This window comes from Alphaproteobacteria bacterium, assembly GCA_026400645.1.
Classification (GTDB): Bacteria; Pseudomonadota; Alphaproteobacteria; order Paracaedibacterales; family CAIULA01; genus JAPLOP01.
In genome coordinates this window covers 1-24,889 of record JAPLOP010000015.1, presented here as the reverse complement: position 1 = coordinate 24,889, position 24,889 = coordinate 1, and the positions used below count along the sequence as shown (strand labels likewise).

Annotated in this window: 20 protein-coding genes; 11 read left to right on the top strand and 9 right to left on the bottom strand. The window is 45.4% G+C overall.

Annotation, left to right across the window (positions count from 1 at the left end; all coding sequences use genetic code 11):
• Window positions 1-158: 158 nt before the first annotated feature.
• Complete coding sequence (locus tag NTX76_02225; protein MCX7338085.1) at window positions 159-710, bottom strand: IS30 family transposase; 552 nt, start codon at window positions 708-710, stop codon at window positions 159-161.
• A 105-nt stretch (window positions 711-815) separates the two neighbouring features.
• Between NTX76_02225 and NTX76_02220 the strand changes: the two genes are divergently transcribed.
• The 7 genes from NTX76_02220 to NTX76_02190 all read left to right on the top strand — a co-directional run bounded on the left by NTX76_02220 (window position 816) and on the right by NTX76_02190 (window position 9,771).
• Window positions 816-2,234: a UDP-N-acetylmuramoyl-tripeptide--D-alanyl-D-alanine ligase gene (locus tag NTX76_02220; GenBank protein ID MCX7338084.1), complete on the top strand. Its 1,419-nt coding sequence runs from the start codon at window positions 816-818 to the stop codon at window positions 2,232-2,234.
• A gap of 15 nt (window positions 2,235-2,249) precedes the next feature.
• The gene (gene mraY, locus NTX76_02215) at window positions 2,250-3,338 is read left to right on the top strand and encodes a phospho-N-acetylmuramoyl-pentapeptide-transferase (protein ID MCX7338083.1); all 1,089 of its coding nucleotides are present in this window, start codon (window positions 2,250-2,252) and stop codon (window positions 3,336-3,338) included.
• Between the two features lie 6 nt (window positions 3,339-3,344).
• Complete coding sequence (gene murD, locus NTX76_02210) at window positions 3,345-4,658, top strand: UDP-N-acetylmuramoyl-L-alanine--D-glutamate ligase (protein MCX7338082.1); 1,314 nt, start codon at window positions 3,345-3,347, stop codon at window positions 4,656-4,658.
• A complete protein-coding gene (locus NTX76_02205) occupies window positions 4,655-5,797 on the top strand; it encodes a putative peptidoglycan glycosyltransferase FtsW (GenBank protein ID MCX7338081.1) in 1,143 nt (380 codons plus the stop codon). Before murD ends, NTX76_02205 begins: the two co-directional genes overlap by 4 nt.
• Window positions 5,794-6,900 carry an undecaprenyldiphospho-muramoylpentapeptide beta-N-acetylglucosaminyltransferase gene (gene murG / locus NTX76_02200; GenBank protein MCX7338080.1) on the top strand — a complete coding sequence of 369 codons (1,107 nt, stop codon included), beginning with the start codon at window positions 5,794-5,796 and terminating at the stop codon, window positions 6,898-6,900. Before NTX76_02205 ends, murG begins: the two co-directional genes overlap by 4 nt.
• Before the next feature lie 34 nt (window positions 6,901-6,934).
• Window positions 6,935-8,413 carry a UDP-N-acetylmuramate--L-alanine ligase gene (gene murC, locus NTX76_02195; GenBank protein ID MCX7338079.1) on the top strand — a complete coding sequence of 493 codons (1,479 nt, stop codon included), beginning with the start codon at window positions 6,935-6,937 and terminating at the stop codon, window positions 8,411-8,413.
• 176 nt (window positions 8,414-8,589) lie between these two features.
• Window positions 8,590-9,771: a hydroxymethylglutaryl-CoA synthase gene (locus NTX76_02190; GenBank protein MCX7338078.1), complete on the top strand. Its 1,182-nt coding sequence runs from the start codon at window positions 8,590-8,592 to the stop codon at window positions 9,769-9,771.
• Window positions 9,772-9,776: 5 nt separating this feature from the next.
• Here the strand turns inward: NTX76_02190 and NTX76_02185 are convergent, their stop codons facing one another.
• The 5 genes from NTX76_02185 to NTX76_02165 form a co-directional block, all read right to left on the bottom strand.
• On the bottom strand, window positions 9,777-10,772 hold the full coding sequence (locus NTX76_02185) for a hypothetical protein (protein ID MCX7338077.1): 996 nt from the start codon (window positions 10,770-10,772) through the stop codon (window positions 9,777-9,779).
• 6 nt (window positions 10,773-10,778) lie between these two features.
• The gene (locus NTX76_02180) at window positions 10,779-11,096 is read right to left on the bottom strand and encodes a HigA family addiction module antitoxin (protein MCX7338076.1); all 318 of its coding nucleotides are present in this window, start codon (window positions 11,094-11,096) and stop codon (window positions 10,779-10,781) included.
• Window positions 11,097-11,105: 9 nt separating this feature from the next.
• Window positions 11,106-11,387, bottom strand: a complete 282-nt coding sequence (locus NTX76_02175) for a type II toxin-antitoxin system RelE/ParE family toxin (protein MCX7338075.1) — start codon at window positions 11,385-11,387, stop codon at window positions 11,106-11,108.
• Window positions 11,388-11,430: 43 nt separating this feature from the next.
• The gene (locus tag NTX76_02170) at window positions 11,431-12,537 is read right to left on the bottom strand and encodes a leucine-rich repeat domain-containing protein (GenBank protein ID MCX7338074.1); all 1,107 of its coding nucleotides are present in this window, start codon (window positions 12,535-12,537) and stop codon (window positions 11,431-11,433) included.
• Between the two features lie 130 nt (window positions 12,538-12,667).
• Window positions 12,668-13,411 (bottom strand): 3-deoxy-manno-octulosonate cytidylyltransferase, encoded by a 744-nt coding sequence (locus NTX76_02165; GenBank protein MCX7338073.1) that lies wholly within the window; start codon window positions 13,409-13,411, stop codon window positions 12,668-12,670.
• A gap of 144 nt (window positions 13,412-13,555) precedes the next feature.
• On the opposite strand from NTX76_02165, the gene acs reads away from it, so the two are divergent.
• Complete coding sequence (acs, locus tag NTX76_02160) at window positions 13,556-15,526, top strand: acetate--CoA ligase (protein MCX7338072.1); 1,971 nt, start codon at window positions 13,556-13,558, stop codon at window positions 15,524-15,526.
• A 210-nt stretch (window positions 15,527-15,736) separates the two neighbouring features.
• On the opposite strand, the gene NTX76_02155 is transcribed toward acs, so the two are convergent.
• Window positions 15,737-16,480, bottom strand: coding sequence for a hypothetical protein (locus NTX76_02155; protein ID MCX7338071.1), 744 nt, complete (start codon window positions 16,478-16,480; stop codon window positions 15,737-15,739).
• Between the two features lie 150 nt (window positions 16,481-16,630).
• Here NTX76_02155 and NTX76_02150 point away from each other — a divergent pair, with 150 nt between their 5' ends.
• A complete protein-coding gene (locus NTX76_02150) occupies window positions 16,631-19,738 on the top strand; it encodes a tetratricopeptide repeat protein (protein ID MCX7338070.1) in 3,108 nt (1,035 codons plus the stop codon).
• A gap of 206 nt (window positions 19,739-19,944) precedes the next feature.
• Here the strand turns inward: NTX76_02150 and NTX76_02145 are convergent, their stop codons facing one another.
• Both NTX76_02145 and NTX76_02140 read right to left on the bottom strand, forming a co-directional pair.
• Complete coding sequence (locus tag NTX76_02145; GenBank protein ID MCX7338069.1) at window positions 19,945-20,877, bottom strand: hypothetical protein; 933 nt, start codon at window positions 20,875-20,877, stop codon at window positions 19,945-19,947.
• A 155-nt stretch (window positions 20,878-21,032) separates the two neighbouring features.
• Window positions 21,033-21,815, bottom strand: coding sequence for a hypothetical protein (locus NTX76_02140; GenBank protein MCX7338068.1), 783 nt, complete (start codon window positions 21,813-21,815; stop codon window positions 21,033-21,035).
• Window positions 21,816-22,212: 397 nt separating this feature from the next.
• On the opposite strand from NTX76_02140, the gene NTX76_02135 reads away from it, so the two are divergent.
• Both NTX76_02135 and tilS read left to right on the top strand, forming a co-directional pair.
• The gene (locus NTX76_02135; protein MCX7338067.1) at window positions 22,213-23,493 is read left to right on the top strand and encodes an MFS transporter; all 1,281 of its coding nucleotides are present in this window, start codon (window positions 22,213-22,215) and stop codon (window positions 23,491-23,493) included.
• Between the two features lie 17 nt (window positions 23,494-23,510).
• On the top strand, window positions 23,511-24,473 hold the full coding sequence (gene tilS / locus NTX76_02130; protein ID MCX7338066.1) for a tRNA lysidine(34) synthetase TilS: 963 nt from the start codon (window positions 23,511-23,513) through the stop codon (window positions 24,471-24,473).
• Window positions 24,474-24,889: the final 416 nt, after the last annotated feature.

Sequence of the window (24,889 nt, the reverse complement as noted above, 5' to 3'; positions counted from 1 at the left end):
CTCTATCTGGCTTGTGTTCCAACCACCTCCCAAGCCTACTTTATAGGCCATGCTGGTCCTTAATCCATTTATGTTAACCCCTATAACCACAAACCCTGATTTTAAGAAACTGATACGCTTGTAGAGACACCTAAAGGGGTGGATGGGGGGTTATGCACCTAAACTATCAGCAAAGTGCTCCGGGAATGGCTGTTATTGTCATTAAAAACCTGCAACGGTGACTTCCATAGCAGTTTCTTTCTGGGTGTCTCGTTATAATTCAAGATCGTTTCATCAAAGTCCTCCTGTGACATAATCTTGAGATGTGTCCGACGAGGGATATCCCTCCTCAGGCGTCCATTGGTGTTTTCAACCCCTCCTTTTTGATGGGGTGAATAAGGATCACAAAAGAATGACTGCAATCCCAAAGTTTCGCAAACGTGCCTGTGATTGGCAAATTCACCTCCGTTGTCCAAGGTCAGGGTTCGCCTGGCCGACAGAGGCAAGCCCTTCATCAACTCAATAATCATCTGACTCGTTGAAATCGCTTGCTTGCTGGACAATTGAGCGCTCAGTGTAAACATCGTCGTGCGTTCCCGAAGAACCAACATATGCTCAGATCCTTTTTGACAGCTCATCAAATCTCCCTCCCAATCCCCTGTTCTAAAATGAAGTGCAACGCCCTTCTGTGTGTGTCTTGATAACAAACACTGTAGCGCGTTGCACTTCATTTTAGAACAGGGGCATAGTATTCTATTTCAAATCTTACAACATGTGATATATTGTTGATTGTAGGTATAAGGACATGAATAACAGCGTAACAGCAGGAGCATTCAATGACACTTTGGCAGGATCAGGATCTATTCGACGCGCTCGGTTTAACGGCCGTATCATCGGATTTCACGGCAACGGGGATTTCGATTGACACACGGACCCTGAAACCGGGGGAGGTTTTTGTCGCCATCAAGGGGGAAAACTTTGATGGACATTCTTTTTTGGGTGATGCCTTTGCCAAGGGTGCGTCCGCTGTTATTGTTAGCCAGCCAATGCCCGATTCTTTAAAAAATGGATATAGTTATTTTGTTGTTGATGATACCCAAAAGGCGTTGAATCAATTGGGGGCCTATGCTCGGCAAAAAACAGCGGCCAAGATCATTGCGGTTACGGGCAGTGTTGGCAAAACCACGACAAAGGAATGGCTCAATACCGTTTTGGGTAAATTTGGCGAAACCGTTGCATCGCACGCCAGTTACAACAATCATTTGGGTGTTCCGCTTAGCCTGTGTCGTCTGACGCCATCCACCCTGTATGGGGTGCTGGAGGTCGGAATGAATCACGTTGGTGAAATCGCCCCCCTGTCAGAATTGATCCAGCCAGACATAGCCATTATCACAACAATTGGCGAGGGGCACATTGGCCACCTTGACTCGCTCGAAAAGATTGCCGATGAAAAGTCCAAAATTTTTGCAGGCTTAAAAAAGGGTGGGATTGCGATCATTGATCATGACAGCCCTTATTATGACTTTTTAAACACAAAGGCTTTGGAATCGGGCGCGGATCATGTTTTTAGTGTGGGAGAAACGGCGGGGTCGTCTGTTCGATTATGCGACTATCAATGGGATGAGGCAGGTCAATATGCCGTCATTATTGCTGACCTTTTTGGGATAAAAGTAAAATATACCCTGTCATTTTCCGGCAAACATTTTGCCATGAATAGCCTTGTCGTTTTGGCATGTACCATGGCGGCTGGTTTACCAATTGAGGTTTCCATAGGATCTATGAGTGAATTACTCCCTCTGCCAGGGCGCGGAATCCAGCGCGATATTTCATTATTCAACGGTGGAACCATTACGCTTGTTGATGATTCTTACAACGCCAACCCAACATCGATGGCGGCGGCGCTTAAGGCTTTTGGTGCCATCAACCCAAAAGGGAATGGCCGCAAAATAGCCGTCCTTGGGGAAATGTTGGAACTTGGGGAAAAAGCGTCCGCTTATCATTTGGACCTTTTGACCCCCATCCAAGACGCTGGCATTGATGTCATTTTTGCTGCGGGATCCGGGATGGAATCCCTTTTCAATGCTTTTCCAGAGAATAAAAAAGGTGACTTTGGCCAAACCGCGCAAGATTTAATTGCTCCCCTTATGACGTGTTTGAAAACGGGCGATATTCTTTTTGTTAAGGGATCAAAGGGAAGCAAGGTTTACACGATTGTCGACCATCTGATATCCTCTCAGTTAAATGTAGCTGCTTGAAAGAATTAAAGTCCGATGCTTTACGCTTGGTTATATCCCCTGGCCCATCACTATTCGATATTGAATATTTTTCGATATATCACATTTCGAACGGGTGGGGCGATTCTGACCACCCTGTTGATTAGTTTTCTTTTTGGGAAGCCAATTATACGGTGGCTTAAAAGCAAACAGGGGGAGGGACAGCCCATTCGAACAGATGGCCCCGAAAGTCATCTGGTTAAGAAAAAAGGGACGCCCACAATGGGGGGGTGTCTTATTCTTTTGGCGGTCACGGTTAGCACGGTGCTTTGGGCTGATTGGTCCAATCCCTTTATACGAATTGTGCTGATTGTGACGCTGGGATTTGGGGCACTTGGGGCATACGATGATTACCTAAAGCTTACCAAACGTAGTCATGCAGGTATGCCGGGGCGTCTTAAATTGCTGGGGCAAGTTCTGATATCGTTGATTGCGACCTATTGCATTGTAAAACACACATGTCCGAAATTTGCGCATACCCTCGCCTTTCCGTTTGTTAAAGATTATGTCCTTGATATGGGGTATTGGTATTATCCATGGGCAGCATTGGTGATTGTTGGGGCATCCAATGCGGTTAACCTAACAGATGGGTTGGATGGTTTGGCCATTGTTCCCGTTATGATTGCGGCTGCCTGTTTTTGTATCATTAGTTATGTTGTTGGCAGCAGCGTTTTTTCCAATTATCTGCAGATTCGCCATGTTGCCCATACGGGGGAGCTGTCTATTTTTTTGGGAACCCTGATCGGGGCTGGTCTTGGATTTTTGTGGTTTAATGCGCCGCCGGCCAAAGTTTTTATGGGGGATACGGGGTCCTTGGCGGCAGGCGGAGCCCTGGGCGTGACGGCCGTTATTGTGCGGCATGAAATTGTTTTGGCAATTGTTGGCGGCCTTTTTGTTCTGGAGGCCGTTTCCGTTATTATTCAGGTAGTTTATTTTAAACTGACTCGAAAACGCATATTCTTGATGGCCCCTATTCATCATCATTTCGAGAAAAAAGGCTGGGCCGAACCAACGGTTGTTATTCGTTTCTGGATCATCGCCAGTATTTTAGCGTTGGTTGGGTTATCAACGCTGAAATTGAGGTAAAATTTAATGCCCAATACGTCGATGATTCTTGTTCTTGGGATGGCGCGGTCAGGTCAGGCAACGGCTGCTTGGTTGCGGGAAAATGGTATTCGGGTTGTAACCTTTGACGACAATCCAGGAATCAATCAAAAAACGGGTGGGGTGCAGTCTCGCGAAGACATCCCGTGGCACCAAATCACGCGCGTGATTCAAAGCCCCGGTGTTCCCTTTGACTCCCTGGTAACGCAAATGGCACGCTCGTTTCATATTCCGATCACAACCGACATTAATTTGTTGCGCGAGGACTGCCCCCATGTGCCCACGGTTGGTATTACGGGTACCAATGGGAAATCAACAACGACTGCCTTGATCGGGCACATCCTACAACAAGCCAATCGCACTTGTTGCCTTGGGGGTAACATTGGAACACCTGTTCTATCGTTGCCCAGGCTTGATCCTGATGGAACCTATGTTTTGGAATTATCGTCTTTCCAGCTTGAGCTTTCATCCCCCCTCGATTTATCGATCGCGGTTTGGCTAAATATTTCCGAAGACCACCTGGATCGCCATGGAACGATGGAATCCTATATCGCATCAAAAGAACGCATTTTCATGGGGTGCGATCAGGGTATTATTGCCCTTGATGATTTGTATTCAGCGGCGGTTTATCAGAAATTTCGGGATCAAATCCCCCTGTCAACGGTCGGAATCGACAAGCCTGCGGATTATTCTGTGCAAGCCGGTATTTTGCACGACCATGGGGTTGCTGTCTTTGACCTTGATGACTGCCCCACCCTCCGGGGGTCTCACAACCATCAAAATGCAGCGGTTGCCTTTGCGTCCACCAAGAAAATGGGACTGAATCAGGGCGACATCATTCAAGGATTAAAAACCTATCCAGGGCTTCCCCATCGGCTAGAGGTTATTGGTTCGTACAAAAATATCACCTTTGTTAATGACAGCAAGGCAACCAATGCCGATGCAACGGCGCGGGCCCTTTCCAGCTATCCATCAACGACGTCGATTTATTGGATTGTTGGGGGGCGCCCAAAAACAGGGGGGATTGATTCGCTTGTGCCCTATTTTGCCAAAATCGAACAGGCATTTTTAATTGGCGAATCACAAGAAGATTTTTCGAACACCCTGACGGGCCGCGTTTCCCATTCCTGTTGTGGAGACATGAAAACAGCTGTACAAGATGCGTTTAACATGGCAAAGTGCAAAAAGACAGACAGACCCATTGTTATACTGTTGTCACCGAGCTGTGCCAGTTATGATCAGTTTCAAAACTTTGAAGAACGCGGCAATTACTTTCGTGAATTGGCAAGGATATTTATGTGACAACCTTAATTTTCTCTAGGCGTGATACAAGCATCCTTGGACGCTGGTGGTGGACGGTTGATCGTTGGAGCCTTGGCGCCCTGCTTTTGATTATTTCCCTGGGTGTTTTGCTAAGCTTTTCTGCCAGTCCCCCGGTTGCGACGCGATTGGGATTGGATACTTTTTTCTTTGTCAAGCGGCATGCCCTTATGGTTCCGCTGGCCATTATTGTGATTGTTTCCTTGTCTTTATTGCCGCCCCAACGCATCCGACAATTTGCTGCCCTTCTTTATCTGGTGGGTGTGTTGGCCCTGATCCTTACGTTATTGTTCGGCCTCGAGATCAAGGGGGCCAGGCGCTGGTTGATGGTCGGTGGCATGTCCATACAAGCATCAGAATTTATCAAACCTGCGTTTGCCATTATGGTTGCCTGGATGTTGGCAGAACGATATCGTGATCCCCAATTCCCGGGTTCAATTGTTTCTTTGGCTCTTTTAATCATTCTGTCATCTTTGTTGTTGTTGCAACCTGATTTGGGCATGACATTGGTTATTATTGCGACCTGGATTGGTCAGTTGTTTATTGCGGGAATGCCTATTTTATGGATGGCGGCCTTGGCTTGCACCGGGGTTACGGTTTTGTGTGGCTCTTATTTTCTGTTTCCCCATGTTTCGCGCCGAATTGACCAATTCTTTAACCCCAATTCAGGGGACCCCAGTCACGATCTGTACCAGGTGAATCGGTCTTTGGAGGCGTTTTCCAATGGCGGACTGTTCGGCAAGGGGCCGGGTGAGGGGATCGTCAAAAGGCATGTCCCGGATGCGCATGCCGATTTTGTTTTTGCCGTTGCGGGGGAGGAATTCGGCCTCGTATTATGCATTATCCTGACACTGTTGTTTGGTTTTATTGTTGTGCGGTCATTGCTAAAAGCTACACAAGATTCTAGTTTGTTTGTTATTATGGGAACCGCGGGGATTGCCCTGCAGTTTGGGTTGCAAGCCTTTGTCAATATGGCATCGGCGCTTCATCTGATTCCAACAAAAGGAATGACCATGCCGTTTATCAGTTATGGCGGATCATCATTGCTAGCATTGGCCATTTCCATGGGGATGCTTCTTTCATTAACGCGACGTCGACACGGAATTACGGAGGTTTTATGATAGGGCGCCAACACGCAAAACCCGTTTATGTTCTTGCTAGCGGCGGAACAGGCGGACATTTATTCCCAGCCCTGAGCTTGGGGGATTATTTTACATCAAAGGGGCGGCGGGTTTTTCTGGTTACAGATGAACGCGGCGCAAAGTTCCCTGGGGGAACATTTTTTGACAAAATTTTTGTGGTTAATATTAATCGAAAGGCCCCATTTTTTAAGAAGTTTGTTTTTTATACCAGTTTGGTTCTTCAAACGCTTCGGTGTCTTTTGATTTATCGAAAAATTAGACCGTCTATTGTTGTGGGGTTTGGGGGGTATTCTTCTGCCCCGGCTGTTTATGCGGCCCAAATCCTGGGGATTCCAACAATTGTGCACGAACAAAATGCAATCCTGGGTCGTGCCAATCGATTTTTGGCGAAGCGCGCGTACAGGGTCGCTACATCGTTTCCGAATACTAGGGGTGCTCCCCCTCATTCTGTGGTGACGGGCAATCCCGTCCGACCCAATATACTTTCGTTAAAAGATTGCCCCTATACCCCGCCTGATCCGAATGAACCGTTTAATTTATTGATTATTGGTGGCAGTCAGGGGGCAAAGATTTTTTCGGAGGTCATTCCCAATACACTGACCCACCTTCCCCTGAATATTCAAAAACGCCTTAAGGTCGCTCAGCAATGCCGACCTGAATATGTAACAAAGACGCAGTCGTTTTATCGTCAGTCATTTCTGGATGTCGAGGTTAAGTCCTTTTTCGACGATATGGACGAACGCTATAAGGCGGCTCATTTAATTATCGCGCGATCGGGGGCATCTACAGTTGCTGAGCTATCCATTGTTGGTCGACCGGCCATTTTGGTGCCCTTTGCGGCGGCATTGGAATCGGATCAAACTTATAATGCAGAACGGTTGGTTGCGGCTGGGGCTGCATGGATGATTGGCGAAAAGGAGTTCACGCCCGAAACATTGGGCAAGAAGTTAGAGGAATTAATGACCCATCCAGAACCCCTGCAGGACGTCGCTGCTGCTGTCAGAAAGTTTTCTTATCCTGATGCAAGTAAAAATCTTGCGAATAATGTTGCACAAATCGTATCAGATTTGCTAACAATATAAAAAGAATCTGTATACTCTAATTTTAAGGTTTATCATGCATATCCCCCAGCAATCCGTTAAACACCTCCATTTTGTTGGTATAGGGGGTATCGGCATGAGCGGAATTGCAGAGGTTTTGCACAATCTTGGGCACCAGGTCAGGGGCAGTGATGTTGCTAAAAGCAATAACGTTTTGCGTCTGCAAAAGCTAGGGATTCCAGTTGATATTGGTCACGAGGCGAAAAACGTTGATGGGGCCCAGGTTGTGGTTGTATCATCCGCTGTTAAGGCTGACAACCCAGAGGTTTTAACGGCACGCCGCATGGGAATCCCCGTGATTCAGCGGGCAGAGATGCTGGCGGAATTGATGCGTCTTAAGCGATCCATCGCGATTTCGGGGACGCATGGCAAAACGACCACGACATCCCTGGCGGCTGCCTTGTTGGATGCGGCTGGCCTGGACCCAACGGTTGTTAATGGCGGGATTATTAATGCCTATAACACGAACGCACGATTGGGAACGGGGGACTGGATTGTCGTCGAAGCCGATGAATCCGATGGAAGCTTTACGCGACTGCCTGCCACAATCGGTGTTATCACCAATATTGATCCAGAGCACATGGAATTCTATGGCACTGTCGAGACTCTAAAAAAAGCCTTTCTTGAATTCATTGGTCACATCCCATTCTATGGAGCGGCTATTTTATGTGCAGATCATCCGACGGTCATGGAATTGGCGGCGAAAATTTCTGACCGGCGTGTTGTCACGTATGGTTTTGCATCAAACGCAACGGTGCGCGCCATAAACTTGCGCATGACTGAAAATGGGACGCTTTTTGATGTTGAGATCGCCGGTTGCTTGCCGGTCCAAACGTTTATCAATTCATCAGTAGCTGTGATGCCACTTCCGCATCGCATCAAGGATTTGTTTTTGCCGATGGTTGGAAAACACAATGTGCAAAATGCTTTGTCTGCTGTGGCCATCGCCCAGGAATTAGGCCTTTCCGAGGAAACCATTCGATCTGCCTTTGAGCAGTTCAAGGGGGTCAAGCGACGCTTTACAAAAGTGGGCGTTTCTGGCGGTATCACAATTATTGATGATTATGCTCATCATCCCGTTGAAATCCAAACTGTTATCCGTGCTGCTAAACAAGCAACAACAGGTAAAATCGTTGTTGTGATGCAGCCCCATCGTTATACTCGGCTTAATAGTTTATTTGCTGAATTTTCGGCCTGTTTTGATGGTGCGGACAAAGTTATTATCACGCCCATTTACACAGCCGGCGAGGATGCCATCGAAAACGTTACTTCGGCACATTTGGTTGCAGCAGTTAAGGAAAATGGTATTTCGCAAGTCTATGAAATTCAGGAACAAAAAGAATTACCCTATATGTTGCGAAGTTTGGCACAACCGGGTGATATGATTTTGTGTTTGGGTGCTGGCAGCATTACGTATTGGGCTGCGTCTTTGCCGATGCAATTGGATACGTTATGGGAAGATGCAAGACCGACCATTATGACCATTTCTTTATGACCGATATACCCTTCGCCTTTCGAACTCTGATCTTCGAAAATTGCGGAACCTCGCGTCCTCATGTACTTCTCTGTACATTCCGGGTGCTCGGCCCTTATTTTCAAATCCAGATTTCGAAATCCATTGGGTATAGTGCCATCGCCACTCCACAAAGACACGCTTAACAAGGAAAAAAAATGCGTTTTGGACTCTCCTCTATCGGAATAAAATTGGCCCCGTTTGCTTTTAAATTGGATGACCTGGCAAAGTTGCGTAACCAAGATCCTGAAAAATATCGGACAGGCCTGGGATGTTTGGAAATGGGTCTGTGCATGGATCAGTGCACGGTTGCAGATTTGGCCATTGGCGCTGCCGAGAGGGCGCTTTCTCGGTGGCCAGGAAAATTAGAAGACATCGGGTTGCTGGCTGTTGGAACCGAATCATCATTGGATGAATCACGTCCCCTTAGCGCCTGGGTGGCACAGGCATTGGGCATCAAGGGGCATACCCGTTCATATGAAATCAAACATGGATGCTTTGGTGGTACGGCCGCTGTTCGTCAAGCTTTGGAATGGAAGCACTCAGGATGTTCGAATGGACGCGCGGCTTTAGTTATCGCGGCGGATGTCAGTGAATATGCTCCGGGAAACCCTGGCGAGGCAACCCAAGGGGCCGGCGCCATTGCCATGATTATCGATCAGCCCACCATCGCAGAAATTGAGTTGCAGTCTTATTGTTATAGCGAGCCCGCCTTTGACTTTTGGCGACCCTTTGGCGCCCCTTACCCTGAGGTTAACGGCAGCCTTAGTATCGATTGCTACACATCATCGGTTTTGAAATGCTTTGAAGGGTACATCAAGGACCGCAAAAATCATTCAGAAACACCAGAGCAGGCGATCGAATCTTTTTCCCATTTATGCTTTCACAGTCCCTATCCAAAGCTGGTATGGAAAGGCCTGAAAGGGTTGCTTGATGCGTATGGCTATGCGGACGACCAATCCCAGGATCTTTTCAAAAATAAGGCCAGTCCCGTGTTGGAATGGAATCGTAAAATTGGAAACGCTTACACGGCCAGTCTTTGGATTTCGGTGGCCCAGGCCCTGTCAAAATCGTCCGTTGGCCAATCAACAGCGGCTTTTTCTTATGGGTCTGGGTTTTGTTCTGAATTGCTTTTCCTTAAAAAGGGCGCGGAATCCTATTCCCCTTGGGTGGATGATGTTCAAAATGATCTTGATAGCCGACTATTTGTGGATGTTGAATCGTATGCAGCCTGGCGTGGAAAACCTGTTTTTGTTTCTGACAATGATAGACATGTCGTTCCCTTTACCACAAAGGGGTTGAATCCATTTGATACTGAGGAAAAGGTAAGTTATTCGTGAATGCCTTAGCGGGACGACGTAAAGTAATCCACCATTAATTCGGCAGTCAGGGGATCAATCCCATCGATGATCGCGGGGCTTTTGCTATAGGCTGCAATTTGTAAACCGCATTTATAGGCGGCATTCAGTATCCCGCCATGATGTTTCGTTGTGTCAAATCGTGTTGCGATTAAATGTTGCGAATTAAAAAGATAAAAATTCTTTGCAATGAGTTCCGCATCAACCGGATTCAAATCAGCCGGCAGAACCAATGTTAATGGCACGACGACTTTTTGGGAAAAGCTGTACAAAAAATCTTGATCAGCGCGATTTAAAATATTAATCCCGGGGGTATCAATCAACAAGATTTCGCTGGCTGTGGAATCTTTGGCGGTCCCCAACAAATCGTCCAGATGGTGTTCTCCAACAAGCAGGGGTTGTTTCATTACATCCAAATAAAATCCCAATTGTTGGGATCCGCCCGCTTTTACGGTATCCAACGTTAACACTTTGATTTTCCGCTTTTGCGATAAAAGAATCATGGCAATTTTGGCCAAGGTTACCGTTTTTCCACCACCGGGGGGACCCACCAAAATAATGGGGCGGTCTGGTGACAGTTCCTTGATCCAATTGGGATGAAAGGGCACAATAGCCGCCAGTGATCGAACGATTTCGATGGGGGTTGCCATCAAGTCCTGGGACAATTCTTTTAGCCACATCTCACAAAAATCATAATTGAGCTGATGTTTTTCACAAATATCACAGACAGCGCGAATCGCCATCATGGGGTCAGCGTATGTTGGTCTTGGGGTCGGATCAGCATCATCGCCCCCATCAGAATCAGTCTGCAGAATTTCTGCAAATGTAGGCTTGTCAGGGGTTCCATTACCTGTGGCCGTCAGGATAACTTGCCCATCTCGTTCCTCGGTAGAGACAATAACAACATCCGGCCCCAGAACGCGCTTAGCCTCAATAATCGCCTGGGCAATTGATGGCGCGGTAATTTTTGTTTCGTGCTTCACGGATGATTATACCGTTAAAAATGCAGGTTGATTATCAGGATGCGAAAAAGGTTTTATATGAATAGGTTCTAGCTGAATCTTTGCTTCCTCCAATTCAAAATCATCCTGAAGTCCCATCCAAAATTGTGCGGACGTTCCAAAGTAACAAGATAATCTTAATGCTGTGTCGGCCGTGATTGACCTTTTTCCCTGAACTATTTCATTGATGCGACGGGGCGAGACAACTAAATCTTTGGCCAGGCGATTTTGAGTCAGCTTGTGGGGAATCATGAATTCTTCTAGTAAAACTTGACCAGGATGAATGTTTGGTAATTTTTGTGCCATGAGTTTTCCTTAATGATAATCTACAATCGCGACGTCGGTGGCATTGTTTTCATGCCAATGGAAACACAATCTCCATTGGTCATTTATGCGGATACTATGCCACCCAATAAGATCTCCCCTAAGTGCTTCAAGCCTGTTGGCGGGAGGTGCCGTCAAATCTCGTGTTGTATGGGCATTGTTAAGCATCCTTAGTTTCCTTCGTGCCGTTTGTTGAATGCTTTCTGGTAGGCGGCGAGAAATCTCGCCGTTCCATATTTTTTCAGTCTCGGTGCATCGAAAGCTAATAATCATGGTCTAATATATAACGAATAACGTCATAGGTCAATCTTTTTCATTATTGTGATGATGGATGATTCGGCTTCGCAAAACCCATCTTTAGCGACTGGGCCTTTATCACGCAGTCCGGTAATTCAGTCCTCAAAATATCGACCGTTTTCTGATTCACCCGTGCATTATCAAGGGTTAGCATGCGCAGCTGGTCAAACATGGATAGCTGCTCTGCCCATGCGTCAATCATATTCCAGCTTAGGTCCAAATCCTCTAGGTGTGGGGGGATCGAATCCCGCAGATCAGAGGGTGCCATCATAATATCATTCCCTATGGCGCGAATTTTTCTAACCGATGGCAATCCCTGCAGCAGGGCATTCAATCCTGTTTTTTGGATTCTGTTTCCGCTAATATGCAATACGACAAGAAACTGCAAATGGGCAAGATGTTCGGCTCCCTTGGGTCCAATGTCGTTTTCATCAAGAATAAGCTCTATCAGGTTGGGTGAATTAACGCTGATTGCCTCCGCTGCATCATCTGACAATAAACAGGATTCAGCGCTTAATAGTTGCAATGCCGGACATTTCGAGGAAAGAGCACATAGTCCACGATTAGACAAATCTGTTCGATCAACTCTAAGTTCTGTAAGATTTTCAAAAATAGGAAGTTGATGAATATAGTTTGAGGAAATGGGATTATTGCTCAGGGTTAACGTCCGAAGATTAGGAACCTCATAAATTCCGGCGAACATTGTGGCAAGGTCAACATCAGTAATATGATTCCGCTGAAGATTGAGTTTTTCTAGATTGCGTAATATTGGAACAATTGATAGTAATCCACGATCACCCATTGGACAATAGGGTAATTCTACTATTGTCAGAGCAGGGAAACGATCAAATGAAATTTCCATCTCACGTTGATTCAAAACATAGTTGGCGTCGCCTGACACAGATAGTGTTTTAATGTTTCCCGGATTGCGATATTTATTAATGTGGCTGGAAAAAGCCTTGAAATCATAGGGCGAAATATTGTTGAGCACAATGGCGTCAAGAATTTTTGGCCTTGAAGTCTTCTCGTCCTGTTCGAGGGTGGCGCCGGCACCATAACCTTGGCACATCAAAAGCGGACAAAATAAAATGACCCATAAAATAGGGATCGGTTTAAAAAATGACATGAAAAAAACAACCTCTTGAACAATGGGCACTATCTAATAGTAACCCTTTGAAAAAAGATAAAACAAGAGGCGTTGTGCAGAAAGCCCCCCTGTTCCAACAAGCAGTCGAAATAGGGGGGTATTAATGGCGTTAGGCTGTTTTTCCAATCCGTTCGAAATAATCACTCACGGCATCTAAATCTTTTTGTGTATCTACGCTGATTGGGGCCTCTGGAACCAGGCGAACATCAATACGCATGCCATCCTCAAGCGCCCGAAGCTGTTCCAATCGTTCCGCTTTCTCTAGTGTCGAGGGGGGCAAACTAACGAACCGTTCCAATGCTGACCGACGATAGGCATAAATCCCAATGTGATTGTAATAGCATTCTGCTCCATGGGGGATTGGCGATCGTGAAAAATACAATCCCTTGCCCATTGTTTCGGAAATTGGGGAATACGCAATCTTGACGATATTGGGATTATTGATCATATCCACGTCCGTCATGGGGGCGGCAATTGTGGCAATGTCGACATCGGGGTTTTCCAAGGGTTCCAACACGGCTGTCAACATTTCTGCTGTCACGCCGGGGATATCCCCCTGCAAATTAATGATGATGCTATCGTCGGCATCTGGAAAGGCTTGGCAGAATGCCGCCCATACACGATCTGTGCCCGATGGCAGGCTTGGGTCTGTGATCACGGCGCGTCCACCAGCTTTTGTTACCACGGATTCAATTTCAGTACCACAGCAGGCAACCAAAACGGGACCAACGGCGGCTGCGTGCGCACCCTCCCATACATGGACAATCATCGGTTTTTGATGGATAAGTGCCAATGGCTTTCTTGGCAAACGAACAGCGTTTAAACGGGCAGGAATAATAACAATGGCTTTCATAAATGTCTCATAAAAAAAGTCTCAACTAAACTGTTATAGGAGGGTCGCTTAAATGGCGTCAAGGAAAATTTCGATTTCGTTAATCCTTTGTTAGTGTATGCGGCCTATAGTGATTATAGACTAAAAGAAAGTTGAGTATCGCCCATGTCCCATTCGTATCCCGTGTCGTCGTTATTTTCCAAGGATGCTTGGATTAATAAGGATCGCTATAAAGATCTGTATGATCAATCAATGGCTGATCCCGATAAGTTTTGGGGGGAGCAGGGCCAAAGAATCGATTGGATTCAGCCTTATGCAACAGTTAAAAATACGCGGTTTAGCCCGAATGTTTCCATTCGGTGGTTCGAGGATGGCACGCTGAATGTTTGCGCCAACTGCGTGGATCGTCATTTACCAACACAAGCCGACAAGACGGCGATCTTGTGGCAGGGAGATCAACCGGGCCAGAAAAGGGCGATTTCGTATCGGGAGCTTTATGAGGAGGTCTGTCGTTTTGCCAATGTTTTAAAAAAATATGGCGTTAAAAAGGGGGATACGGTTTCGATTTACATGCCCATGATCCCAGAGGCTGCCTTTGCGATGCTGGCGTGCGCTCGTTTGGGGGCCGTGCACAACGTTGTTTTCGCGGGATTCTCCCCGGAAGCATTAGCCAGCCGTATTCAGGATTGCGGATCAAAAATTGTCATCACAGCAGACGAAGGGTACCGTGGTGGAAAAACGATCCCCCTTAAAATGAATTTGGATCAATCCCTGGTATCGTGCCCAACTGTGGAACATGTTTTGGTTGTTGAGCGAACAGGAGGGGATATCGACTGGAAAGAAGGGCGCGATATTCGTTATGGAGAGGCTGCAGCGTCTGTTGAATCTGATTGCCCATATGAAGAGGTTGGCGCAGAGGATCCATTGTTCATCCTGCACACATCGGGGTCAACTGGAAAGCCAAAGGGGGTCGTGCACACATCTGGCGGGTATTTGGTTTATGCGGCGCTGACCCATCAGCATATATTCGATTATCACGATCATGACATTTATTGGTGTACGGCCGATGTTGGATGGATAACGGGCCATAGCTATGGCTTGTATGGTCCACTGGCCAATGGGGCCACGACAGTTATGTTCGAGGGGATCCCAACCCACCCTGATTCTGCGCGGTTTTGGCAGGTTATTGATGATTTTAAGGTGAGTATTTTTTATACAGCGCCAACGGTTATTCGGTCCTTAATGCGGTCCGGGGATGAACCCTTGCACCAAAGCAGCCGAAAAAGCTTGCGTGTTCTGGGATCGGTTGGCGAGCCAATCAATCCAGAGGCGTGGGAATGGTATTACCACAAAATTGGGGAAAGTCAGTGTCCGATTGTTGATACGTGGTGGCAAACCGAAACGGGTGGCATTATGATCACGCCACTGCCGGGTGCCAACGCGTTAAAACCAGGGTGCGCGACGCGGCCATTCTTTGGGGTGAAGCTTGCCCTTGTTGATAATGATGGGGTTATTCTTGATGCGCCAGAGGCGACGGGTAATTTGTGCATTGCCGATTCGTGGCCAGGGCAAGCCAGAACCCTGCACGGGAATCAAAAGCGGTTTGAAGAAACCTATTTCTCCACATTTAAAGGGCTGTATTTCACGGGGGATGGTGCACGTCGGGATGCCGATGGTGATTACTGGATCACGGGACGTGTCGATGATGTGTTGAATGTTTCGGGACATCGCATAGGCACGGCGGAAATAGAGGCTGCCGTGACAACAAACGCGTTGATTATTGAGACGGCAGTTGTTGGGTATCCGCATGAGGTTAAGGGGGAAGGAATCTATGTTTATGCCATTCCCGCTGAAAATAATTCGCTTTCCAATGAGCAATTAGTGAAAGAAATAAAGGCTGCCATCCGTCACCAAATTGGGGCGTTGGCATCGCCGGATTTTGTTCAAATTGTGTCTGGTTTACCCAAAACACGATCGGGAAAAATCATGCGTCGGATACTGCGGAAAATTGCCGTCCGGCAGTATGGCGACATTGGGGATACATCGACACTGTCAGACCAAAGCGTGGTGGAGGCGATTATCGAAGGACGCGAAAAAATGTGCATTGTGCTCGAGGACAAACGTAGAAAATCATGAATGCCATTTTATAAATCTTCATGAGTTTGGATCGATTTCTGGATTGCTTCTTCGGGCTTCGCCCTCATCGCAATGACGTCGTCGTCATGGCGAGTGAGCGGAGCGAGTGTGGCCATCCAGTAAATTCACTAATCATTTGCGAAACTGGCACAGGAGGGATGTATTCCCTGGATAGACGACTTTATCTTTCGACTATCCAGTGGGGAAATGCTACTGAGATCTATATGAAGATGGTCTAGCGTTTCGGAAAACATTCACATGTCTTCTTTGTGCATTATGCGGATTTCTTACAGAGAATTCTTTCATTGTGCTATATATTTCTTCGGCCGTGTTATTTTTATGCTGATTAAGTTTATTTATCAAACATCTGTACTGTTGTTCCATGGCCTTTTTAACTATGAAAGCATATGATTCGCCATTTTCGTCATGAACATTAAAGTGTACGATGCCTGCATTAGGAATAATATTTCCATGCTCATCTTCATCTGGTTTAAAATCAATCCGTAATTGTTGCGCTTTTTGATTCTTCGGATCCATTGTAATGCCACAATTTTTACCGTCATGATAGCCTTGATGGCCAGTCATTGGGGCAAAATTCTGTAGTGGTGAAGTGAGAAATGTGGAAGCCTTCTGAAACGCTTCACCAAAAGTATTGCAGTATATTTCTTTTTCCGAATGAGCACACTTACTGCCCGTCACAAACGCCACCGCTACTGCAAGTAGCTGAATCTTTGATACCCATTTATTTTGATTATTTAAACACACGATTGACACGTTATTTCCATTTCCATTATGTTTGTTTATTAATTTAAGTTGTGTAATTTCTACAAATAGAAAGCGCAAACAAGTCGCGTTATTATTTCTATTCATAATTACAAATTGATTTGTTATTGTTGAAAACAGATCGTTTGCAGTAACAACTGAAGCATAGGAAGCAACCCTAAGGATCGCCATAGAAACGGCATGGAAATGTCATGAGAAAAGTGTGGGAACCTGTCTTACGGTGCTGTTAGTTAGTGGATTTGTTGCAAAAAACACTTGCAGATTTCTAATGCCTGTGCTTTTTATCAGGTAAATGGCTTTTTGAAATAGACAGAAATGCAAATGCTCGCTGAATTTCCGCAAAAAATGTATAACGACCATTTAAAAGAAATAAACGGGATTGCCTTTTCTGCCCGTGAAATAGAAGTCATTGCCGCTATTCTTTTGGAAAAACCAACCCAACAAATCCCTGATATTTTGCCCATCGTTGGTGAGGCGGACCAAAGTGCAATCCTCTTTGGATGCAAACTTTCTGAGAAAACGGTTTTCTCGCACATCGATAACATTTATGAAAAATTGTCCTCCTTGCTGGATGAACACAAGGCGGAGCTGAGAAAGAAAACAACCAAACGGGATAAGATTAAATACGGTATTGAGCAATCAAAATATTATGAATTTTTTAAAAAATACTGCGTTGCTTTGCAGATTGAGGATGCTTTTTTACTGCAGCTAGAAAAGATTTTTCGAAAACAGGCTGCTTTTAACCAGGGATCTTCCGCAAAGAAATCGTCCCTTATTGGGCATTGCCAGATCCATTATTTGAAAACAGATTCAGTGTTCAATAATCTTCTCTATACCCACCTCGCACGACACCTGAACGACAGAAAAAGCAAAAATGATCAAAAAATCATTACAACCATCCTGAAAAAAGTAACGACCGAGAAACCAGTAAACCCAGACAAAGCAGAAAACCCCGGCGCTGATTACACTCTCTATATCATCCCTGAGGAACTGAGGGATCGCCTTAACAAAACAGATGATCCTCTCTTAACCGAAGTCCCCTCCAAAGACCCCAGCCACAGCCTGTTCCTGCTAGATCATTGGAAAAACAAGAAACAAATCCCGGGTAGTCTTAAAAATGCGGGATACGTTCACATTGATAAACAAACCCCCTATTACGAATCTGTCTTTGAAATCCTCAAAAAGATGTTTCCGGATATCTCTATTGAGGGTGAAATCCTGGAATTCACCAAAGCCCGCGCTAGTCTCATCCCTAAAAAACCACCCCTCTATTCAAACGTAAAAGCGCTGGTTGGGATCGGTCTGGCCAGCTTTGGGATTCTTTGTGGGGGATGGTTAACCTACGCCCACTTTACTGGATCCACATCCGCCGTCCGGTCTGATTTGGTTATCCCGGAAAGCAGTTCGTTTCTGGAACGCCCCAAAATCATCAAACGAATCGAGGAAAAGTTAAGCGGCGGCCATGCCATTCGAACTGTTGCCCTGGTTGGCGTTGGGGGAATTGGCAAAACAACCCTGGCCCATCATTTTGGGCGCCTTCACAAGGCCTCGATCGTTTGGGAGATTAATTCAGAAACCCATGCCAGTTTGATGAATTCCTTTAGGGATCTGGCCTGCATCCTGTCCAAGACAGAAGACCTTCGAAAAGAATCCGAATTCATTCAAACCATCCAACAACCCGAAAAGCGTGAAAAGCAGCTTTTGGCGTTTGTTCGAAACCGCCTGCGGGAAAACCCCAATTGGATCCTGCTGTATGACAATGTTGATAACTTTTCAGCGATTCAGTCATGCTTTCCCCATGATCCCCTAGTTTGGGGCGAAGGAAAAGTTATCCTGACAACACGCGATGCCAATATCAAAGAAAATCATTACCTTAAGCCCGATAACATTATACAGGTTGATGAGCTAACAGACGAGGAGGCCCTAACCCTGTTCAGCACCATATTGTATGAATGTGAACCGGCCCGTTTGAGCCCCGATAAAAAACAGGCGGCGATTGCGTTTCTTAAAAACATTCCATCCTTCCCTTTGGATGTTGCGTTGACGGGATATTACCTGAAAGCCACACATATCAGTTACCAAGATTACCTTGTATGCCTAAAACAGCCCACGCCAGAATTTAAGGCCCTGCAGGAAAATGTTTTGGATCGGGCCAGTGACTATAAAAATACCCGCTATAATATTATTCGGCTGTCATTGGATAAGTTCACCAAGATTCATCCTGATTTCACAGATCTGCTTTTTTTCATCAGTTTGATCCATTCGCAGGATATTCCAAAGGCGCTGCTTAATGCATTCAAGAACAAGGGGTCAGCCACAAGCTTTGCCTATAACCTTAAGATGTATTCCCTGATTTCTGATGGGGCGTCTTTGTCCTTTCAAAACGATGGTGTCTTTTCCATGCATCGAAACACACAGGAAATGGTTTTGTCGTACCTGATGGAGAAATTAAGCCCAGAGGAAAAAGAGCGCGCGCTTAAGGGGATTGTTGAGTGTTTGGTGGGGAGGATGAATGAGCTGATGAAGGATGTATCCACCATAGAGTGTGAAAATATATCGGGGCATGCTCTTGTTCTTCTTGGGCATGAGAATCTGCTGAATCCAGAATTGCGGGCAAAGTTGATGATCCCGTTGGGGAATATGTTGAAGTATCCTATTGGGAATCATGAAAAGGCCAAAACCATTTTAACAGAAGCGGCAGATATTTGTCAGAAAAATGGGGATACCAAGGGTGCTGCTAAAGCGTTTGGATATCTTGGTGCTACATATAGCTCCCTTAAAGACAACAAAGCAGCACAATTCTTTCTTGAGCAAAGCTTAAAGATTGACAATAGTCAAGACAAGGATAGTCAAGAAATAAGAGCCTTTAATCTTGCTTTTTTAGGCACTACTCTAAATAGAATGGGCGAACATAAAAAATCTTTAGAATTTTATAGACAAAGTCTTGAGATTTGGAAAAACGCCAAAAACAATAAACGGATTGCCTGGATTCAGGTCTACATGGCAATGGCACACATCAAACTCAAAGACTTTGATAGAGCCATTATTTTGTTGAAAGACAGCCTTTCTGTTTATGAAAAGGGATTAAGCGTAATGGATGTTGCTTGGACAAAGGGACATCTTGGGGCTGCTTACATTGGTTTAAATGATCCAGAAAAAGCACGTTCTGTTTTGGAGGAATCCTTGCGGGCATACCAAAAAAATTTAGGTGATGGCAGCACAAGTGTTTTTTGGGTGTCTGAGAATTTGGGTCGAGCTTACACAAAATTGGGTCTGTACAGTCAAGCAAGATCCTTTATTCAAAAGGCTGTCGATGGATATAGCAAACGCTATGGGGAAAAATCCTTGGAGTCATTGAAGGCGCAAGAATGCCTCAATGAAAATGGCCTGGCAGAAAAAAATTATCAACGTTCGCCCTCTTTATCATGACGCACTTAATCCCCCTCTGCAAAGTATGTATTGCATATCGGCATGGCAGGAAACGCGAGTATTTTTAAGCGGAATTCACTTAGACTGGAGAGTGAAGTCCGTATGCATTTAAAGACAGGCAACCGAGTTGCGATATACGGGGAACTTTTCAGAAGCCACAAGCCCCCCATAGGGCTATACTACCACCAGGCACACGCCCTCATCACTTAATGGCTGTCTCCTGAGTCATGTACGCTACTTGGTCCTGTGTAGAGCTTGTCTGGATCTAGCAATAAAGCAACGTTTTTCAAGGTCAGATGTTTTCCATTCCCCTGCTGTTGACTTATTGATTCGATAACTCTTTTGCGGTCATCTTTCGTGTATCCACTACCATTACCTTCAGAATTATGACTGAAATATAATTTTTTGATTGATGCAGTTTGTTTTGCATCCACCACGTATATCAGCGCTGCTATTCCATCTCTTCCAATTTTGTTGTAGGGAAGACTTAAATGAGACAACGTGTGATTTGTCTCCAGGGCGTTCGCTATTTTTACTGCCTCTGAGGTTCCCAGACAGTTATTCGAAAGAACCAGTCTGGATAATCCTAGATTCTTCTTTATAGCACTTCCTATCGCTTTTCCTGCTGAATTTTCTATATTCCCCCCTTCGTGGTTGTTATTGTTTCCTATAGAATTATGCGAGATATCTAACTTATTTAGCCTGGTGTTTTCTTTTAGTGCTCTTGCTATCGCTATTGCTCCCAGGTTCCCTATGCCATTATATGCAAGGTCAAGGTCTATTAGAGTGTGGTTTTTCTCCAGCACTTTCGCCACCAAGATTGCCCCAAGATCCCCTATTTTCTCTTTTCGAAGTTCCAGTCTGTCAAGGGTTTTGTCCCCACTGAAAAAACGCAATGCATCCCCGCTGTGCAAAATAGAGGGGCCATTAAGCCAATCGTTATATAATCTGTTGTCTCCACCAAGGGTTTGGCGCACTTCTGGGTATTCGCAGTCATCAATCGCTGTCTGTGCGCCAGACCTTGTGCGGGCCCCAAAAGCTGCATTCGGCACCATAAAGGCAGCCACACCTATGGACACCATCAATACTGTATTAACAAACGAAATACGGCATTTTGAAAATTTAGAAGTTATATTCATGTTAAATTTTCCTTAAATTAATATACACTATCTTTTCTGTACCACTTTCACACCCGTGAATCAATGCGAATTTGCGTAACGCCTATGCAAGAGGGGGCTCGCTAGCATTATTGATGGGCGCGCTCACCCCCCCCTCCATGCCCAATCGCCGTGTCTCACATGTATGTGAACTCGGACATATATTCCTTCTTTAGTTTCATTGAATGGTTAAGAGCTACCGCGAAACAACCGATGCCTATTCCTTTTGTCATTCCCCCATTCATTAAACCCATCCACTGCCAAGGTATTTTTGCTTGTTTGCAAGTAAGTATTGTGTCAAATAGGTGTCCAAATATTGAACCTGCAAATCCTGATGCAAAGCATGAAGTGTTTTCAACATACACATTGTTGCCAAATTGTTTTTTCATTGCCCTTGAAAAGGGATCGCTCGCTTGAAGGCCAAGCAGGAAACAAGATTCTCTGGCAATAATCGGCCAACCAGCGCTAAAGGGGCGCTTGCAAAATTCCCCGAGGGCTTGTGCTCTGCTTAACTTCATGGTCTTACCATTCATAACGGCATACCATGGTGCTGAGAAAATGGCGCCACTAACACACCCTATAACTTCCAAGTACGCCTCATTATCAAAAGCTTGTTTTTTTTTAAAAATGCTCTTAATTAAGTCACCGGTAAAAAATTGGATACTAAGGGTTGATGCCACATTTGGCATAGCTTTAACACCAGATATAAAGGACCTGCTGTAACTTACAGGATCCGATTTTCTTTGTTGCAAGTTTGTTTTTTTATTCAAAAACCAAAAAAAGGGAACAAGGTCAACTGATGCAATAGCTCCCTTGGTGGCGCTTGTTTTGGCTAATTGTAGTGGCTCGTTATCGAAAGTCGTGGGTTCTGCATGCGCAAAATTGCACATAATGAATATTGTCAACATAAGTATTTTCACAGATTTTCTCCCAAAAAAGAAAAAAATTAAATAAAATCAGCCTAGATGGTTGATGATTTTGATAAGATATTAGGGGGGTGAAAATATATAGAGTTTGGCCGCTACGCCAGAATAATAAGCACAAATAAAGTTAAGTTTGGGCAAGAGAAACCGACCATTTTGATTGCTTTCAAAATGACGAAGATAGAACTGTTATGATTTGCATAACCCTTCAAAATTAGTTTCCCAAGTATTATTTATAATTTTTCAATGTACAATGATTTTATTTTTAAATCAACAAAAATAATTTTTTGCGAATTCGCGTAACTGCAACACTAACCAAAAAAGTATCGGTAGACGTTTGAAAATTTTCCATGTTAGACTTTTAGTAAGGCAACCAATTGGACTGTAAATGTTTATGAAATCTTCTTCTGTACCGGGGCAATCCCGTCTCGATTTAAAGGCAGTGTTTTTTGGATCACTGGCGTCTGCATTCGAATGGTACGATTATGCCCTTTTTGGCTATTTTGCTGCGATTATTGGAAAGCTTTTCTTTCCATCAGAGGATCCATTAACATCATTGCTGTCTAGTTTTGCGGTTTTTGCATCTGGTTTTGCCATGCGTCCCTTGGGGGCAATTTGGTTTGGGTATATTGGTGACAGGATGGGGCGTAGCAAAGCCCTGACGATTTCGTTGGTTATGATGGCGGTTCCAACCACGCTGTTGGGATTGCTGCCTACGTACGATCGTATTGGAATATGGGCCAGTTTTGGGCTTGTTTTTATGCGATTGCTTCAGGGTTTCGCTGTTGGTGGAAATTATGGCGGATCCTTTATTTTTACAATCGAACATGCACCATCGCACCAAAAAGGTTTGGCTGGCAGCTTGGCGATGTTTGGAACCTTGGGTGGACTATTCATGGGATCCGGTGTGGCGGCGTTGCTTGGTAATTTATTAACTCCGGAAACGCTGCATAGTATTGGATGGCGCATCCCATTTTTGTTCGGCAGTTTGTCGGCTGTTTTGGGATATGTGATCAACAAACGCATTCCAGAAAGTCAGTGGCAAAATAAAACAGAACGAAATCACCGCCAATTGCCCGTTCAAAACGTTTGGAATAACTATCGATTGGCCGTGATAAAATGTATTGGCATTGTTTTGTTGGATGGAATTGGGGTTTATATCCTGTTCGTTTTCATGACAACCTATGCGACGGTTTTCTTGCATCTTTCGGAAAGCAAAGTATTGCTGGTTAATACGGCCTGTATGCTGAGCCTTGTTGTTATGATTCCCGCCTTTGGTTGGTTGGGCGATCGCATATCACAACGTACCCTTTTGAAATGGGTCAGCATGTGTTTTATCCTTTTTTCTATACCGTTATTTAGTTTGTTGGTTTATAAACCCTGCATGCGTACACTTTTATTGTTGCAGGCATCGTTTGCAATTGTTGTTAGCGGTGCTTATGGGGCGTTGCCCGCCGCTGTTGTTAACAGTTTTCCCCGATCTGTGCGATACACAGCGTGTGGATTGGCGTTTAATATCAGCGTTGCTGTGTTTGGTGGGACATCGCCATTTATCGTGACGGGCTTGATTCATTTAACGGGTTCCCTGATGGTGCCGGCCATTGTATTAACGATTGTTGGGGGCATTAGTTTTCTTTCTGCTCATACTATGAGAAGATCGTATCTCAATGAATGACATAATTATGGCGTATTGTGACGGCAGAACCAATTTCACTGGATGAATTTTCTTCTATCTTGGACCCTTTTGACATAAAGGATTCCCCCATTGCCATTGCTGTTTCCGGGGGGGCGGATAGCATGGCGTTGGCATTGTTGATGCACGAATCTGGGCGGCCTATTGTTTGTCTGACCGTTGATCATCGCCTTCGTCCCGAATCCACCGCGGAGGCTGATACTGTCCATGCATGGTTATTAGCGCGGGGAATTGCGCACCATGTTTTGACGTGGGAACATGATACCGTCCGGGGCGGCCTGCAGCAAAAAGCACGTCAAGCCCGTTATCAGCTTTTGGGTGATTGGTGTCTGTCCCATCACATTCCCGTTTTGATGACAGCCCACCACCAGCAGGATCAATGGGAAACGTTTTTCATGCGTCTACGCAAAGGGTCCGGGCTGACCGGTTTGTGCGGAATTCAACCGGACCGCAGGATGCATTTTGGGCGTCTTATTCGGCCCTTGTTGGGTATTCATCCAGATCGACTGAGGGTGACGCTTGGTCGGTTTCAACAACCCTTTATTAATGATCCCAGCAATGAAAACAGGAAATTTGAACGTGTTCGATGGCGGGATTTGGCCCCCATATTGGAGGGGGTCGGACTTTCTGCCGATAGGATTGTAAGGACGATTCAGCGCTTGCAATCGGTCGAGGATTACATTCAGGATCAAACAAAATACGCCATGGACGCATGTGTGGTCGATCACAGGATTGATATGCTGCGGTTTTTGGCATTACCGGTGGAAATGGCTCATCGGGTGTTGATACATCAGATTCAACAGGCAGGGGGGCAGGCCTATCCCTGCCCACATGATGTTATTCTAAGGCTATATGATAAAATCGCAGACAAGAATTTCAACGGGGCAACCGCGGGCGGATGTTATTTGCAGCGGCGCGCTGGGGGCTGGATAGAGATTACAAAAGAGGTTCGGCGGCGATAGCTATCAATTGGATCCTCCGGTCAAGCCGGAGGAAGACTAAGCGGATCCTATTTTGATGCTGATCTTGTGCTGAACTCGGATACTTAAGATAAGGATATCGGTCTATCTTTTCTTAGTGAGTTCCGTTAAGAAAAGATAGGCATAAGTAAAGGCGCCTCTGCACAGCGATTATTGCCTGTTTCGGTTGATTTGACCCCCTCCTCACCTTCGATGGACATGGATCATTCCGTTGATGAATCGCCTTTGGCCGAAACCACATCGGAATGAATAATATAAGAGACTGTCCTTCAATTTAACACATAAGTTTATTTAAATTTATTCGGATAAAGGCAAGCCGAACCATTTCTTCTGACGATGATGTTTTTGTCTCAAAATCCTTTGCAAGGCGCCTGGATCCATTGAGCCAAGCAAAGGAT

Coding starts and splice junctions, on each gene's coding strand:
- NTX76_02220 (MCX7338084.1), top strand. CDS start 816: ATGACACTTTGGCAGGATCAGGATCTATTCGACGCGCTCGGTTTAACG.
- NTX76_02175 (MCX7338075.1), bottom strand. CDS start 11,387: ATGATTATTAGCTTTCGATGCACCGAGACTGAAAAAATATGGAACGGC.
- NTX76_02190 (MCX7338078.1), top strand. CDS start 8,590: ATGCGTTTTGGACTCTCCTCTATCGGAATAAAATTGGCCCCGTTTGCT.
- NTX76_02155 (MCX7338071.1), bottom strand. CDS start 16,480: ATGGCGATCCTTAGGGTTGCTTCCTATGCTTCAGTTGTTACTGCAAAC.
- NTX76_02170 (MCX7338074.1), bottom strand. CDS start 12,537: ATGTCATTTTTTAAACCGATCCCTATTTTATGGGTCATTTTATTTTGT.
- mraY (MCX7338083.1), top strand. CDS start 2,250: ATGCTTTACGCTTGGTTATATCCCCTGGCCCATCACTATTCGATATTG.
- murC (MCX7338079.1), top strand. CDS start 6,935: ATGCATATCCCCCAGCAATCCGTTAAACACCTCCATTTTGTTGGTATA.
- NTX76_02150 (MCX7338070.1), top strand. CDS start 16,631: ATGCTCGCTGAATTTCCGCAAAAAATGTATAACGACCATTTAAAAGAA.
- acs (MCX7338072.1), top strand. CDS start 13,556: ATGTCCCATTCGTATCCCGTGTCGTCGTTATTTTCCAAGGATGCTTGG.
- NTX76_02225 (MCX7338085.1), bottom strand. CDS start 710: ATGAAGTGCAACGCGCTACAGTGTTTGTTATCAAGACACACACAGAAG.
- murG (MCX7338080.1), top strand. CDS start 5,794: ATGATAGGGCGCCAACACGCAAAACCCGTTTATGTTCTTGCTAGCGGC.
- murD (MCX7338082.1), top strand. CDS start 3,345: ATGCCCAATACGTCGATGATTCTTGTTCTTGGGATGGCGCGGTCAGGT.
- NTX76_02165 (MCX7338073.1), bottom strand. CDS start 13,411: ATGAAAGCCATTGTTATTATTCCTGCCCGTTTAAACGCTGTTCGTTTG.
- NTX76_02180 (MCX7338076.1), bottom strand. CDS start 11,096: ATGGCACAAAAATTACCAAACATTCATCCTGGTCAAGTTTTACTAGAA.
- NTX76_02145 (MCX7338069.1), bottom strand. CDS start 20,877: ATGAATATAACTTCTAAATTTTCAAAATGCCGTATTTCGTTTGTTAAT.
- NTX76_02135 (MCX7338067.1), top strand. CDS start 22,213: ATGAAATCTTCTTCTGTACCGGGGCAATCCCGTCTCGATTTAAAGGCA.